This is a genomic window from Pseudomonas neuropathica (assembly GCF_051174785.1).
Taxonomy (GTDB): Bacteria; Pseudomonadota; Gammaproteobacteria; order Pseudomonadales; family Pseudomonadaceae; genus Aquipseudomonas; species Aquipseudomonas neuropathica_A.
Window position 1 is genome coordinate 857,139 of the sequence record NZ_CP195111.1, and the last position, 14,368, is coordinate 871,506.

At 60.2% G+C, this 14,368-nt stretch carries 13 protein-coding genes; 10 read left to right on the forward strand and 3 right to left on the reverse strand.

The annotated features are described in order from the left end of the window. Positions 1-40: 40 nt before the first annotated feature. Both ACRRSD_RS03895 and preA read left to right on the forward strand, forming a co-directional pair. On the forward strand, positions 41-1,408 hold the full coding sequence (locus ACRRSD_RS03895) for an NAD(P)-dependent oxidoreductase (RefSeq protein WP_435037192.1): 1,368 nt from the start codon (positions 41-43) through the stop codon (positions 1,406-1,408). Beyond that, positions 1,409-2,683, forward strand: coding sequence for an NAD-dependent dihydropyrimidine dehydrogenase subunit PreA (gene preA, locus ACRRSD_RS03900; protein ID WP_435037193.1), 1,275 nt, complete (start codon positions 1,409-1,411; stop codon positions 2,681-2,683). Positions 2,684-2,893: 210 nt separating this feature from the next. On the opposite strand, the gene ACRRSD_RS03905 is transcribed toward preA, so the two are convergent. Beyond that, positions 2,894-3,514 carry a TetR/AcrR family transcriptional regulator gene (locus ACRRSD_RS03905; RefSeq protein ID WP_038365564.1) on the reverse strand — a complete coding sequence of 207 codons (621 nt, stop codon included), beginning with the start codon at positions 3,512-3,514 and terminating at the stop codon, positions 2,894-2,896. A 139-nt stretch (positions 3,515-3,653) separates the two neighbouring features. Here ACRRSD_RS03905 and copC point away from each other — a divergent pair, with 139 nt between their 5' ends. Beyond that, positions 3,654-4,016 carry a copper homeostasis periplasmic binding protein CopC gene (gene copC / locus ACRRSD_RS03910; RefSeq protein WP_007950238.1) on the forward strand — a complete coding sequence of 121 codons (363 nt, stop codon included), beginning with the start codon at positions 3,654-3,656 and terminating at the stop codon, positions 4,014-4,016. A 3-nt stretch (positions 4,017-4,019) separates the two neighbouring features. After that, positions 4,020-4,877 carry a copper homeostasis membrane protein CopD gene (gene copD, locus ACRRSD_RS03915; protein ID WP_435037194.1) on the forward strand — a complete coding sequence of 286 codons (858 nt, stop codon included), beginning with the start codon at positions 4,020-4,022 and terminating at the stop codon, positions 4,875-4,877. A 115-nt stretch (positions 4,878-4,992) separates the two neighbouring features. Here the strand turns inward: copD and ACRRSD_RS03920 are convergent, their stop codons facing one another. Together ACRRSD_RS03920 and ACRRSD_RS03925 are read right to left on the reverse strand one after the other, a co-directional pair. Beyond that, positions 4,993-6,135: an HlyD family secretion protein gene (locus tag ACRRSD_RS03920; protein WP_102899266.1), complete on the reverse strand. Its 1,143-nt coding sequence runs from the start codon at positions 6,133-6,135 to the stop codon at positions 4,993-4,995. Further along, complete coding sequence (locus ACRRSD_RS03925; RefSeq protein ID WP_435037195.1) at positions 6,132-7,787, reverse strand: MFS transporter; 1,656 nt, start codon at positions 7,785-7,787, stop codon at positions 6,132-6,134. Before ACRRSD_RS03925 ends, ACRRSD_RS03920 begins: the two co-directional genes overlap by 4 nt. 294 nt (positions 7,788-8,081) lie before the next feature. Here ACRRSD_RS03925 and ACRRSD_RS03930 point away from each other — a divergent pair, with 294 nt between their 5' ends. From ACRRSD_RS03930 to ACRRSD_RS03955, 6 genes are all read left to right on the forward strand, one after another. Continuing rightward, positions 8,082-9,377 carry an OprD family porin gene (locus ACRRSD_RS03930; protein ID WP_435037196.1) on the forward strand — a complete coding sequence of 432 codons (1,296 nt, stop codon included), beginning with the start codon at positions 8,082-8,084 and terminating at the stop codon, positions 9,375-9,377. 282 nt (positions 9,378-9,659) lie between these two features. Then, a complete protein-coding gene (locus tag ACRRSD_RS03935) occupies positions 9,660-10,484 on the forward strand; it encodes an NAD-dependent epimerase/dehydratase family protein (protein ID WP_435037197.1) in 825 nt (274 codons plus the stop codon). A gap of 30 nt (positions 10,485-10,514) precedes the next feature. Then, positions 10,515-11,408, forward strand: coding sequence for an SMP-30/gluconolactonase/LRE family protein (locus tag ACRRSD_RS03940; protein ID WP_435037198.1), 894 nt, complete (start codon positions 10,515-10,517; stop codon positions 11,406-11,408). A gap of 64 nt (positions 11,409-11,472) precedes the next feature. Beyond that, on the forward strand, positions 11,473-12,444 hold the full coding sequence (locus ACRRSD_RS03945) for a TRAP transporter substrate-binding protein (RefSeq protein WP_435037199.1): 972 nt from the start codon (positions 11,473-11,475) through the stop codon (positions 12,442-12,444). A 76-nt stretch (positions 12,445-12,520) separates the two neighbouring features. Continuing rightward, positions 12,521-13,048 carry a TRAP transporter small permease gene (locus ACRRSD_RS03950; protein WP_102899272.1) on the forward strand — a complete coding sequence of 176 codons (528 nt, stop codon included), beginning with the start codon at positions 12,521-12,523 and terminating at the stop codon, positions 13,046-13,048. Next, the gene (locus ACRRSD_RS03955) at positions 13,048-14,328 is read left to right on the forward strand and encodes a TRAP transporter large permease (protein ID WP_127928758.1); all 1,281 of its coding nucleotides are present in this window, start codon (positions 13,048-13,050) and stop codon (positions 14,326-14,328) included. Before ACRRSD_RS03950 ends, ACRRSD_RS03955 begins: the two co-directional genes overlap by 1 nt. Positions 14,329-14,368 lie beyond the last annotated feature (40 nt).

A 14,368-nucleotide genomic window follows, 5' to 3' on the forward strand; every position in this document is an offset into this window, starting at 1 on the left:
ATCAGAGGCAGCACCTCAAATAACCGTGAGGCCATAAACCGTGATCGAGACCCTGAACCACCTCCCCCATCCGCACGAAAGCGCGGCCGCCCTCGCCGGGCATTTCACCGATCTGGCGCCGCCGCTCAATGACCGGCAGGCGCATCTGGAAGCCTCGCGCTGCCTGTATTGCTACGACGCGCCGTGCGTGAATGCCTGCCCGAGCGAGATCGATATTCCGTCGTTCATCCGTAACATCCATCAAGACAACGTGCCCGGCGCGGCGCAGAAAATTCTCTCGGCGAACATCCTTGGCGGCAGTTGCGCACGAGTCTGTCCAACCGAAATCCTCTGTCAGCAAGCCTGCGTGCGCAACAACGCTCACGAATGCGCGCCGGTGCTGATCGGTCTGCTGCAACGCTACGCCGTCGACAATGCACACTTCAGCGAGCACCCGTTCCAGCGCGCCGCTACCACCGGCAAACGCATTGCCGTGGTCGGCGCCGGGCCGGCCGGTTTGTCCTGTGCCCATCGCAGCGCCATGCACGGCCACGACGTGGTGATTTTCGAAGCACGGGAGAAGGCTGGCGGCCTCAATGAATACGGGATCGCCAAATACAAACTGGTCGACGATTACGCGCAGAAGGAACTGGATTTCCTCCTGCAGATCGGCGGCATCGAGATTCGTCATGGGCAGAAGCTGGGCGAGAATCTGACCCTCAGCGAACTGCATCAACAGTTCGACGCGGTGTTCCTCGGCCTCGGTCTCAACGCCAGCAAGCAACTCGGCCTGCCTCACGAAGATGCCCCGGGCCTGCTTGCCGCCACCGATTACATCCGCGAATTGCGCCAGGCCGATGACCTCACGCAACTGCCGCTGGCCGAACGCTGCATCGTCCTCGGCGCCGGTAACACCGCGATCGACATGGCCGTGCAAATGGCCCGCCTCGGTGCTCGCGACGTCAATCTGGTGTATCGCCGTGGCGCCGCCGACATGGGCGCCACCAGTCATGAACAAGACATCGCCAAAGCCAATCAGGTACGCCTGCTGACCTGGGCGCAACCGGAAGAGGTGCTGCTCGATGCTCAGGGCCATGTGCGCGGCATGCGTTTCGCCCGCACCGATCTGGTCGAAGGACGCCTGCAAACCACCGGCGAAACTTTCGAGCTGGCTGCTGACGCGATCTTCAAAGCCATCGGCCAGGCCTTCGACGGCAGTGCCCTCGCCGACCCGCTGGCCCGAGAACTCAAGCGTCAGGGCGAACGCATCTACGTCGATGAAAACCTGCGCACCAGCATCCCCGGCGTGTATGCCGGCGGTGACTGCACCAGCCTCGATCAAGACCTCACCGTGCAAGCCGTGCAGCACGGCAAACGCGCCGCCGAGGCGATCAACGCTCAACTGATGCTTAACGTGGAGGCTGCGTAAATGGCCGATCTGTCGATTGTCTTCGCTGGCATCAAAGCGCCGAATCCTTTCTGGCTGGCCTCCGCGCCACCGACCGACAAAGCCTACAACGTCGTCCGCGCTTTTGAAGCGGGCTGGGGCGGCGTGGTCTGGAAAACCCTCGGTGAGGATCCGGCGGCGGTCAACGTTTCATCGCGTTACTCAGCGCATTACGGCAATAACCGTGAAGTGTTGGGCATCAACAATATCGAGCTGATCACCGACCGTTCGCTGGAGATCAACCTGCGCGAAATCACTCAGGTGAAGAAGGACTGGCCGGATCGCGCATTGATCGTTTCGCTGATGGTGCCGTGCGTCGAGGAATCGTGGAAACACATCCTGCCGCTGGTCGAAGCCACGGGTGCTGACGGTATCGAGCTGAATTTCGGCTGCCCGCACGGCATGCCCGAACGTGGCATGGGCGCGGCGGTCGGTCAGGTGCCGGAGTATGTCGAACAGGTCACGCGCTGGTGCAAAACCTATTGCTCGCTACCGGTGATCGTCAAACTGACGCCGAACATCACCGACATCCGTGTCGCCGCCCGCGCCGCCCATCGCGGTGGTGCGGACGCGGTGTCGCTGATCAATACGATCAACTCGATCACCAGCGTCGATCTGGAGCACATGGTCGCCCTGCCCACCGTCGGCAGCAAAAGCACCCACGGTGGTTACTGTGGCTCGGCGGTGAAGCCGATTGCGCTGAACATGGTTGCGGAGATTGCCCGCGATCCAGAGACTCAAGGCTTGCCGATCTGCGGGATTGGCGGCATCAGCAGTTGGCGCGATGCCGCAGAATTCATGGCGCTGGGCAGCGGTGCGGTGCAGGTGTGCACGGCGGCGATGCTGCATGGCTTTCGTATTGTCGAGGAAATGAAGGATGGGCTGTCGCGGTGGATGGACAGTCAGGGTTACGCCAGCATCAGCGAGTTTTCCGGGCGTGCGGTGGGCAATACCACGGACTGGAAGTACCTCGATATCAATTATCAGGTGATCGCGAAGATTGATCAGGAGGCGTGCATTGGTTGCGGACGTTGCCACATTGCTTGCGAGGACACTTCACACCAGGCGATCGGCAGTCTGAAGCAGGCGGACGGGACGCATAAATATGAAGTGATTGATGAGGAGTGTGTGGGTTGCAACTTGTGCCAGATCACTTGTCCGGTGGCGGATTGCATCGAGATGGTGCCGATGGAGACTGGGAAGCCGTTTCTGGACTGGAATCATGATCCGCGGAATCCGTATCACGTTGCGGTCTAGATCACCGACTGATCCAACAGCCCCCTCACCCTAACCCTCTCCCATAGGGAGAGGGGACTGATTGGGGGATGCTTCAGAAATCCACCGACGTGAACGATTTGCTTTGAATCCATAATCGACCCGGTCTTTCAGGTCGATGTACCTCACAAGACACCTCGGTCGGCCCCCTCTCCCTCTGGGAGAGGGCTGGGGTGAGGGTCAGCTTTTGCTTCAGGGCTCCAACCCGATCCCACGCAAGATCACACTCGTCACCGTCTGCACCGCCCGCTCAAACTGCATATCCGACAACGGCTGATGTTCATTCAGAATATTCACCTGATGATCAAAGTCAGCATAGTGCTGAGTCGACGCCCAGATCATGTACAGCAAACTCGACGGCTCCACCGGCAAAATCCGCTTGTCCTCGACCCACTGGCGAATCTTCGCTTCCTTCATCTTCGCCCAGTCATACAGGCTGACATCCAGCGCCTCGCCCAGCGTCGGCGCGCCGTGGATGATTTCGTTGGCCCAGACTTTCGAGCCGTACGGGCGACTGCGCGAGTGGTTCATCTTGGCGCGGATGTAGCTGCTCAGCACCACACGCGGATCGTCGAACATCTCGAAGCACAGCGCGTCCTGTTTCCACACTTCCAGCAGGTCGAACAGCACCGCGCTGTACAGCTCGCTCTTGGTACTGAAGTAGTAATGCAGGTTGGAACGCGGCAGTTGCACCTCGGCGGCGATGTCGGCCATGGCCGTGCCGCCGAAGCCTTTTTCGGCGAAGACTTTTTCCGCCGCCAGGAGGATTTTCTCGACGTTACTGCGACGAATCTCGATCTTGTGATTGCCCATGAGGGCTCCCTGACAACAGCGTTGCCCAAGACTAGCATCCGCTCTGGTCCGCGGGCGACCGCTGTAAACAAAACTTCGTACTGGCGTGAGCGGATGGCTAAACTGACGCCTCTTCACTCCTGCCTCAGAGGTATTCGCGATGCTGTTCAAGAACGTCCTGACCACCACTGCCCTGCTCGCTTCGCTGTTCGCCGCATCTTCCGTATTCGCCCACGCCCACCTGAAAAGCCAGACCCCGGCCGCCGACAGCACCGTCGCTGCTCCCGCCGATTTGCGCCTGACCTTTTCCGAGGGTGTTGAAGCCAGTTTCACCAAAGTTACCGTGACCAAGGATGGCGCACCGGTCGCGGTCAAGCCACTGACCACCGAAGGCGACAAGAAAACCCTGATCGTCACTCCCGCCGCTCCGCTGACCGCCGGCGAGTACAAAGTCGAATGGCACGCGGTGTCGGTCGACACGCACAAAAGCGAAGGTGCTTATCAGTTCAAGGTGGGTCAGTAATTCATGAGTGAAGCGCTGGTGCTGTGCCGTTTTGTGCATTTCAGCGTGGTGTTGTTGCTGTTCGGAGCCTGGCTGTTCAGGCCGGTGCTCCTCAAGGATGAAGCGCTGCAAGTGGACCGGCACCTGGCACGACTGGCGCGTTGGCTGGCTGCTGTGGCACTGCTCAGCGGAATTGCCTGGGCGTTGTTGATCACCGCGAGCATGGCCGGTTCGACTGCTGCGGCGTTTGATCCGGACACGGTTGCGCTGGTGCTGGGTCATACGTTTTTTGGTCAGGTGTGGCGTTGGCATCTGCTGATCAATGCCGCGCTGTTGGCGCTGTTGTTGACACCTTGGCGTTCAAGCATGCCGTTGCGACTGGGCTTGAGCGCTTTGCTGTTGGCGACCCTCGCACCGGTTGGGCATGGCGCCATGCTTGATGGCGTGAGCGGGCAATTGCTGATTCTCAACCAGATCGTTCATCTGACCTGCGTGGCCGCGTGGCTCGGCGGGTTGTTGTTGCTGGTGCAGATTCTGCGTCAGCCGACGGAGCCGATGCGTGAAATTTTGCGGCGCTTCAGCGGAGTCGGTTATGCCTTGGTCGCGGGGTTGCTGATCACCGGGTTGATCAATGTGCGTGTGCTGACCGGCCAATGGTGGCCGACGCCGCTGTTCAGCGGGTTTGCGTTGATTCTGTTGATCAAGGCGCTGCTGGTGTTGGCCATGCTCGGATTGGCGCTGTTCAATCGCTTGCGCATTGATGATTGCGAACAGCGGATGGGCGCGCTCAGGCGCAGTGTGTTGCTGGAGTGGCTGCTCGGCATTGGCGCCGTGGCGGCGGTCTCGCTACTCGGTACCCTGCCCCCGATGATTGCTAGATAAACACCGTTCAACTGTGGGAGCGAGCTTGCTCGCGAAGGCGCTGTGTCAGATAAAGAAATGTCACTGATACATCGCTTTCGCGAGCAAGCTCGCTCCCACAGGGTTATGCATTGTGTCAGTGGGGCTGGGTGTCGCCCGCTGCGGTGTCGATGCTGACCACCACCGACATCCCCGGCCGCAACCGCTCTTCTTCCTGCTGATCCGGATCGATGGTGATTCGCACCGGCACCCGCTGAGCAATTTTGACGAAGTTGCCGGTCGCGTTATCCGCCTGCAACAAGGCAAATTCCGACCCCGTCCCCGGGGAAATATGCTGCACATGCCCGGTGAATTTGCGGTGGTTCAGCGCATCGACGGTGAAGCGCACCGGTTGCCCGACACGCACATTGTCCATCTGGGTTTCCTTCATGTTGGCGATCACCCATTTCTGGTTCGGCACCAACGCCATCAACTGCGCCCCGGAGTTGACGTAGGCGCCGAGACGCACGCCGATCTGCCCGAGCTGACCGTCACGCGGGGCAACGATGCGGGTGTTCGACAGATCGATCCGCGCCAGTTGCACCGCCGCTTCGGCGCTGGCCACCGCCGCTTCCAGCGAGCCACGATTGACGATCACCGTTTGCAGATCTTGGCGGGCGATTTCCAGATTGGCTTTGGCCTGCGCCACCCCCGCAACACTTTGCGCATTCGCCGCCAGTGCTACATCCATCTCACGCTTGGACACCGAACCGTCGCGTACCAATTCCTGGTTACGGCGCAGATCGGCCTCGCTTTTGCGCAACTGCGCTTCGCTGTCGGCCTGTACGGCCTGACGCAATTTGATCGTCGCCTCGGCGCTGTTGCGTTGCTGCACCACATTGGCCAATGCGGCTTTCTGTACCGCCAGTTGCGCCAGCGACTGGTCGAGGCGCTGCTGATAGATACGGTCATCCAGGCGCACCAGCAAATCCCCGGCCTTCACGTACTGGAAATCCTGCACCGGCACTTCATACACATAACCGGCGAGTTGCGGGCCGATGATCGTCACCTGCCCGCGCACCAAGGCGTTTTCGGTGGTCTCGACCGCACTGCTGAACGGCGGTAATTGCCAGGCATAGAGCACGATCAGCACGCCGACGATGGCAATCGCCGCGAAGCCCAGCGAAGAAATGATCCGCACCCGCAGCGAGCGCGGCTCGGTGTTCGGTGATGACGGCGGCGCCACACCTTCAGGCGTGGCGGCAATGGCATTGGTGGTCGTGGTGGTCGGTTCGGTCATGAAGAAGTGGCACCGCTCGAAGGTGTGGATGGCGCAGGGGCGACGGCTTTGGTGGTGCTCATCAGCCACAGCGCACGAATGGACAGCCAGATCATGGTCAGCACCGCAATCACGGCGATCAGCATGAACACATCGTTATAGGCCAGCACGTTGGCTTCACGGGTGGCGGCGTTGGCCAGGCTGCGAATCCCCGCCAGGTTGCGCAGACTCGGGTCGGCCAGCAACGAGCCATACGCCGAGCCGCCGCTCTGCACGCGCGCAGCCACCAAGGGGTCAGACAGCGTCAGGTGCTCAACGATGTGACTGGAATGAAATTTTTCCCGGACAATCTGGAAGGTGCCCAGAAGCGCTGCGCCAAGCAGGCCACCGAGGTTGTTGCAGATCCCGAACAGCACGGAAAAGCTCACCAGATTACGCGGATTGGTCAGCACGTTACGAGTACCGAAAACCATGGTCGGGCCGAGGAAAAACGTGCTGCCGAAGGCCAGCAGGAATTGACTGAAATAGAGGTTTTCCGGGCGCGTCAGGTTGTTGGAAAAACTGTCCATCACCGACCCGGTAGCCATCAGGCCCAGCGAGATGATCAACGGCATCAGCAGGTGTTTGGGGTCGATGGTCAGTGCGCTGGTCAACAACCCGGCGACACTGCCGATCAGCATCACCACGTACAGGCTGTGCAACTGCTCATAGCCCATGTTCAGGTTCTGCATGAAACCGACCGCACCGGTGGACTGCTCCGAGGTGACCATGCGAATCAGGGTCACCGCCAGCGCCAGGCGGATCATCGTTCCACTGCCCAGCCAGCGGGTCATCAGCAGCGGGTTGCTGCGGTTATGTTCGATGGCCAGACCGGCGAGGATCAAGGCAATCGAGGCGGCCAGTGCATAGCCGATCCAGTTGGCCTCCAGCCACCAATCGATCCGTCCCAGCGACAACACCGCGCACAACAACGCCACGCCCGTGGCGAGAATGGCGAAGGTTAGAAAGTCGAGCTTTTCGAAGGTCTTGAAGCGGTCGCCGGGCGGCAACTTGAGCATCAACACGCAGCCCAGCGACAGCAGCGCCATACCCAATTCGAACAGGTACAAACCCCGCCATTCGGCGATCTGCAGCAAGTCTTCGGAGAATAATCGCGCCAATGGCAAGGCCAGTTGTGAGGTGCCGAGGCCGAGCACCAGCGCTTTCATCCGCCACTTCGCCGGGAACGCCTGAACCATGTAATACAGACCCAGCGAACTCAGCGCTGCGCCGACCATGCCGTGCGCCGCCCGCACCGCCACCGCCGAGTTCAGATCATTGACGAACAGATGGCCGAAGGTCACCAGCGCATACAGCACCAGAAACACCTCGGTGAACGCGCGCAAACCAAATTGCTGGCGAAATTTCACCAGCAGCAGGTTCATCGACACGTTGGTCATCACGTACGCCGCCGGCAGCCAGGCCATTTCCGCCGTGGTCGCACCGAGTGCGCCTTGCAGATAAGGCAGATTGGCGACCACCAGCGAGTTGCCCAGACCACCGGTCACCGCCACCAGCACACCCACCAGCGCATAGGCCAGGCGTTTGGGGGGGGAGTGCAACGGCGTCGAGGGGGAACCGGGCAGACTGGGCTTTTCGTGGGGCTGCCAGTTGCGCGGGGCGTATTGATCCATTGCAAGACCTTGTGTCGAAGGTGGGTGAAGTTTGCCGCAAATTCACGGTTAACACACTTTTCCCCTGTGGGAGCGAGCTTGCTCGCGAATGCGGTGTGTCCGTCGACAACATCGTCGGATGAAAGTCCGCATTCGCGAGCAAGCTCGCTCCCACAAGGGATCTGGGTGATGGCAGGAAGTCATCGCACAACTTGCTGTTGACATTCCCGGAAAACCTAGGAAATATCCGCAACCATGTTGTACGACGACGTATGACAAATAATAAAAACAACAAACGAAACAGGGAGCGTCACAGTGAGCACACTCGTCCGCAATTCCGTCCGCCCTTCCCGCCTGACCACGCTTCGCCCGCGTTCCACCCTCGGCCTGATCGGTTGCAGCAGCCTGGCCTTGGCCTTGCCGATGAGCGCCGATGCCGAAGGTTTTCTCGAAGACAGCAAAGCCACGCTGAACCTGCGCAACGCCTACTTCAACCGCAACTTCGTCAATCCGGCCTACCCGCAGGGCAAGGCTGAGGAGTGGACGCAAAACTTCATCCTCGATGCCAAATCCGGTTTCACTCAGGGCACCGTCGGTTTCGGCCTTGATCTGCTGGGAATGTATTCGCAGAAGCTCGATGGCGGCAAAGGCACGGGCGGCACGCAGCTGTTGCCGATCCACGATGACGGACGCCCGGCGGACAATTTTGGACGGCTCGGCGTGGCGCTGAAAGCCAAGGTATCGAAGACTGAACTGAAGGTCGGCGAATGGATGCCGGTGCTGCCGATCCTGCGCTCTGACGATGGCCGCTCGCTGCCGCAGACCTTTCGTGGCGGCCAGATCACTTCCACCGAGATCAATGGCTTGACCGTCTACGGCGGCCAGTTCCGCGGCAACAGCCCGCGCAACGACGCGAGCATGGAAGACATGTCGATGAACGGCCGCGGCGCGTTCACCTCTGATCGTTTCAACTTCGGTGGCGGCGAGTACAGCTTCAACGGCAAGCGCACCCTGGTCGGCGTCTGGTACGCCGAACTCAGCGACATCTACCAGCAGCAGTATTTCAACCTCAGCCATAGCCAGCCGTTGGGCGACTGGACGCTGGGCGCCAACCTCGGTTTCTTTACCGGCAAGGAAGACGGCAGCGCCCAGGCTGGCGACCTCGACAACAAGACCGCGTTCGCCCTGCTGTCGGCCCGCTACGGCGGCAACACCTTCTATGTCGGCCTGCAAAAGCTCAGCGGCGACGACGCGTGGATGCGGGTCAACGGCACCAGCGGCGGTACCTTGGCCAACGACAGTTACAACGCAAGTTACGACAACGCCCAAGAGCGCTCATGGCAGCTGCGCCATGACTACAACTTCGTAGCTCTCGGCGTTCCCGGTCTGACCCTGATGAACCGCTACATCAGCGGCGATAACGTGCATACCGGGACGATCACTGACGGCAAGGAATGGGGCCGTGAGTCGGAGCTGGCCTACACCGTGCAGAGCGGGCCACTGAAAAATCTCAACGTGAAATGGCGCAACGCGACGATTCGCCGGGACTTCAGCACCAACGAGTTTGACGAGAACCGGATCTTTATCAGTTACCCGATTTCGTTGTTGTAATGCCAGTCGCCACACCGAGTTTCCCTGTGGGAGCGAGCTTGCTCGCGAAGGCGTCGGGTCAGTCAATTCATCTTTCAATGACACACCGCTTTCGCGAGCAAGCTCACTCCCACAGGGGAGTTGCATTGCCAAACAGGCAATTGGGGGTGGTTAAGACTGGATTAGGCCTTCCGTCATCTACACCAAAAGTCGCGTTGACAAGTTCCGGAAACCCTACCGATACTTCAGCGCAGTCATACGACAACCTACAACAACCCTAATAACAACGTGTAAGGGATTGCCATGACGTCTACCTCTACTCCCCGTGCTCCGTTCAACCGTCTGCTGCTGACCGGCGCTGCCGGTGGCCTGGGCAAAGTTTTGCGCGAACGTATGCGCCCTTATACCAATGTCCTGCGCCTGTCAGACATTGCCGCCCTCGCCCCGGCTGTCGATGACCGCGAAGAAATCGTCCTCTGCGATCTGGCCGACAAACACGCCGTGCATCAACTGGTCGAAGGCGTCGATGCGATCCTGCATTTCGGCGGCGTCTCCGTGGAGCGCCCATTCGAAGAAATCCTCGGCGCCAACATCTGCGGTGTCTTCCACATCTACGAAGCCGCGCGTCGGCATGGCGTCAAGCGAGTGATCTTCGCCAGTTCCAACCACGTCATCGGCTTCTACAAACAGGACGAACCGCTCGACGCCAGCTCCGCCCGCCGCCCCGACGGTTACTACGGCTTGTCCAAGTCCTACGGCGAAGACATGGCCAGTTTCTACTTCGATCGCTACGGCATCGAGACTGTCAGCATCCGCATCGGCTCCTCGTTCCCCGAGCCGCAGAACCGTCGAATGATGCACACCTGGCTGAGCTTCGATGACCTCACGCAACTGCTCGAACGCGCGCTGTACACGCCGAACGTCGGCCACACCGTGGTCTATGGCATGTCCGCCAACAAGGACGTCTGGTGGGACAACAAATTCGCCAGCCACCTCGGCTTCGAGGCAAAAGACAGCTCCGAAGTGTTCCGCGAAAAGGTCGAAGCGCAGCCAATGCCGGTCGCTGATGACCCGGCGCGGATCTATCAGGGCGGCGCGTTTGTCGCGGCCGGACCGTTCGGCGACTGATCACCCTGACAACGACGCAAAGGAATGAGTATGCAAGCCGAATTGATCGTCGATGCCCGCAACGCCGTGGGCGAAAGCCCGGTCTGGGTGGCAGAGGAAAACGCGCTGTACTGGGTGGATATTGCCAACGGCGGGCTGCGACGCTGGAGCGCCGAGACCGGCCATGTGCATGCCTGGAAAACCCCTGAGATGCTTGCCTGCATCGCCCGCCACAGCCGTGGCGGCTGGGTTGCCGGGATGGAAAGCGGCTTCTTTCATCTGCATCCGCACAGCGACGGCAGCCTCGACAACCAACTGCTTGCCAGCGTCGAGCACGGCCGCAAAGACATGCGTCTCAACGATGGTCGCTGCGACCGTCAGGGCCGCTTCTGGGCCGGCAGCATGGTGCTGAACATGGGCCTGAGTGCGCCCGAAGGCCGGCTCTACCGCTACGGTGCCGGGCAGTCTGGCGTGATCGAAGCGCAGCTCGACAGTTTTATCGTGCCCAACGGCCTCGGCTTCAGCCCCGACGGCAAGACGATGTACCTGTCCGATTCGCACCCCGATGTGCAACTGATCTGGGCGTTCGATTACGACACCGAGACCGGCACACCGTCGAACCGCCGCGTATTCGTCGACATGAACCATTTTCCCGGACGTCCCGACGGTGCTGCTGTGGATGCCGAGGGTTGCTACTGGATCTGCGCCAACGATGCCGGCCTCATCCACCGCTTTGCCCCGGACGGTCGTCTTGATTTCTCACTGGAGGTGCCGGTGAAAAAACCGACCATGTGTGCCTTCGGCGGTAGCGCCATGGACACCCTGTTCGTCACCTCGATTCGTCCCGGCGACGACCACGATCCGCAATCCCTGGCCGGTGGCGTGTTCGCCCTCAACCCCAACGTCAAAGGCCTGCCGGAGCCGCTGTTCGACAGTTCCCTGTAATACCCGCTTCTGCTGCACCGCTGCGCCTTGAACACAAAAATAACAAGACTGGAGACTCACCCCCATGAACTTCAAACGCACCTTGCTGGCCGCTGCACTCCCGCTGATGTTTACCTTCACTGGCGCCGCTCAGGCACTGCAACTCAAATTCGCTGACATTCACCCCGCCGGTTATCCCACCGTGGTGGCCGAAGAAAACATGGGCAAGACGCTGACCAAGGAGACCAACGGCGAACTGACCTTCCAATACTTCCCCGGCGGTGTGCTGGGCTCCGAAAAAGAAGTCATCGAGCAGATGCAAGTCGGCGCCGTACAGCTGTCTCGCGTCAGCCTGGGTATCGTCGGCCCCGTGGTTCCGGACGTGAACGTGTTCAACATGCCGTTCATCTTCCGCGATCACCAACACATGCGTAACGTCATCGACGGCGCAGTGGGCGACGAGATCCTCGACAAAATCACCAACTCCGAATTCGGCCTGGTGGCCCTGGCCTGGATGGACGGCGGCACGCGCAACGTCTACACCAAGAAACCGGTACGCAAGCTCGAAGACCTCAAGGGCATGAAAATCCGCGTGCAAGGCAACCCGATGTTCATCGACATGATGAACGCCATGGGCGGCAACGGCATCGCGATGGATACCGGCGAGATCTTCAGTGCCCTGCAGACCGGCGTGATCGACGGCGCGGAAAACAACCCGCCAACCCTGCTCGAACACAACCACTTCCAGAATGCGAAGTACTACAGCCTGACCGGTCACCTGATTCTGCCAGAGCCGATCGTGATGTCGAAAATCACCTGGGAAAAACTGACCCCGGATCAGCAGGCGCTGGTCAAGACTGCCGCCAAGACTGCCCAGGCCGAAGAGCGTGTGCTGTGGGACAAGAAGTCCGCTGCCAGTGAAGAAAAACTCAAGGCCGCCGGCGTCGAGTTCATCCAGGTCGACAAGAAACCCTTCTACGACGCCACCGCACCGGTGCGGGAAAAGTACGGCGCGAAGTATGCCGACCTGATCAAGAAAATCGAAGCCGTTCAGTAACGCCTCCCGCTCCGTCCTCATGAACAAGGCCCGGTGCGCCCGATGACTGCGGCGCGCCCGGTTACGGTGGAACCCGATGAAGAATCTACTGCTGCGTATCAACGACAAGATCTACATGACGTGCATCTGGGTCGCCGGTCTTTCCGTCCTGGCGATTTCCCTGATGATTCCCTGGGGCGTGTTCGCCCGCTACGTGCTGGGTACCGGTTCGAGCTGGCCCGAGCCCACGGCGATCCTGCTGATGATGGTGTTTACCTTCATCGGCGCCGCCGCCAGTTACCGCGCCGGCGCGCACATGGCCGTGGCCATGCTCACCGATCGCATGCCTCCGCACGTGAGATCCGCGGCGGCGATTTTTTCCCAACTGCTGATGGCGGCGATCTGCATCTTCATGACGATCTGGGGCGCCAAGCTGTGCATGTCCACCTGGAACCAGTTCATGGCAGCCCTGCCCGATCTGCGCGTTGGCGTGACCTATCTGCCAATTCCCGTGGGCGGCTTGCTGACGCTTATTTTCGTGCTGGAAAAACTCTTGCTCGGTGACCAGAGCAAACGGCGCGTGGTGCAGTTCGACCTGGTTGAAGAAAGTGAAGGTGCCGCTTAATGGACGCTCTGATACTGCTAGGCAGTTTTATCGCTTTGATCCTGATCGGCATGCCGGTCGCCTACGCGCTGGGCGCCGCCGCGCTGATCGGTGCATGGTGGATCGACATTCCGTTCCAGGCGGTGATGATTCAGGTCGCCTCGGGGGTGAACAAATTCTCGCTGCTGGCCATTCCGTTCTTCGTGCTGGCCGGTGCGATCATGGCCGAGGGCGGCATGTCCCGTCGCTTGGTGGCGTGTGCCGGGGTACTGGTGGGTTTTGTCCGCGGTGGCCTGTCACTGGTCAACATTGTCGCCTCGACCTTTTTCGGCGCGATCTCCGGCTCCTCGGTGGCCGACACCGCGTCGGTGGGTTCGGTGCTGATTCCGGAAATGGAACGCAAGGGCTATCCACGGGATTTCTCCACCGCCGTGACTGTAAGCGGTTCGGTGCAAGCCCTGCTGACCCCGCCCAGCCATAACTCGGTGCTTTACTCCCTCGCCGCCGGTGGCACGGTTTCGATTGCCTCGCTGTTCATGGCGGGCATCGTGCCGGGCTTGCTGATGAGCGCCTGCCTGATGGTGCTATGCCTGATTTTCGCGAGAAAACGCGACTATCCCAAGGGTGAAGTGATCCCGATGCGCCAGGCATTGAAAATCGTCGGCGAAGCCCTCTGGGGCCTGATGGCGATGGTGATCATCCTCGGCGGCATCCTGTCCGGCATCTTCACCGCGACCGAATCGGCGGCCATCGCGGTGCTGTGGTCGTTCTTCGTGACCATGTTCATCTACCGCGACTACAAGTGGAGCGAACTGCCGAAACTGATGCACCGCACGGTGCGGACGATTTCGATCGTGATGATCCTGATCGGTTTCGCCGCGAGCTTCGGCTACATCATGACCCTGATGCAAATTCCGGCGAAGATCACCACGGCGTTTCTGACCCTGTCGGACAACCGCTACGTGATCCTGATGTGTATCAACGTCATGCTGCTGTTGCTCGGCACGGTGATGGACATGGCGCCGCTGATCCTGATCCTCACGCCGATCCTGATGCCGGTGATTCTCGGCATCGGCGTCGATCCGGTGCAGTTTGGCATGATCATGCTGGTGAACCTGGGGATCGGATTGATAACGCCGCCGGTAGGTGCGGTGCTGTTTGTCGGGTCAGCGGTGGGCAAAGTGAGTATTGAAAGCACTGTTAAAGCGTTGCTGCCGTTCTATGCCGTGCTGTTCCTGGTGTTGATGCTGGTGACTTACGTGCCGGCACTTTCGCTGTGGTTGCCGCATCTGGTGTTGTAACAACCTGAAAGATCGCAGCCTCGTTTCACTCGACAGCTCC

Coding starts and splice junctions, on each gene's coding strand:
- preA (WP_435037193.1), top strand. CDS start 1,409: ATGGCCGATCTGTCGATTGTCTTCGCTGGCATCAAAGCGCCGAATCCT.
- ACRRSD_RS03905 (WP_038365564.1), bottom strand. CDS start 3,514: ATGGGCAATCACAAGATCGAGATTCGTCGCAGTAACGTCGAGAAAATC.
- copC (WP_007950238.1), top strand. CDS start 3,654: ATGCTGTTCAAGAACGTCCTGACCACCACTGCCCTGCTCGCTTCGCTG.
- copD (WP_435037194.1), top strand. CDS start 4,020: ATGAGTGAAGCGCTGGTGCTGTGCCGTTTTGTGCATTTCAGCGTGGTG.
- ACRRSD_RS03920 (WP_102899266.1), bottom strand. CDS start 6,135: ATGACCGAACCGACCACCACGACCACCAATGCCATTGCCGCCACGCCT.
- ACRRSD_RS03925 (WP_435037195.1), bottom strand. CDS start 7,787: ATGGATCAATACGCCCCGCGCAACTGGCAGCCCCACGAAAAGCCCAGT.
- ACRRSD_RS03935 (WP_435037197.1), top strand. CDS start 9,660: ATGACGTCTACCTCTACTCCCCGTGCTCCGTTCAACCGTCTGCTGCTG.
- ACRRSD_RS03940 (WP_435037198.1), top strand. CDS start 10,515: ATGCAAGCCGAATTGATCGTCGATGCCCGCAACGCCGTGGGCGAAAGC.
- ACRRSD_RS03945 (WP_435037199.1), top strand. CDS start 11,473: ATGAACTTCAAACGCACCTTGCTGGCCGCTGCACTCCCGCTGATGTTT.
- ACRRSD_RS03950 (WP_102899272.1), top strand. CDS start 12,521: ATGAAGAATCTACTGCTGCGTATCAACGACAAGATCTACATGACGTGC.
- ACRRSD_RS03955 (WP_127928758.1), top strand. CDS start 13,048: ATGGACGCTCTGATACTGCTAGGCAGTTTTATCGCTTTGATCCTGATC.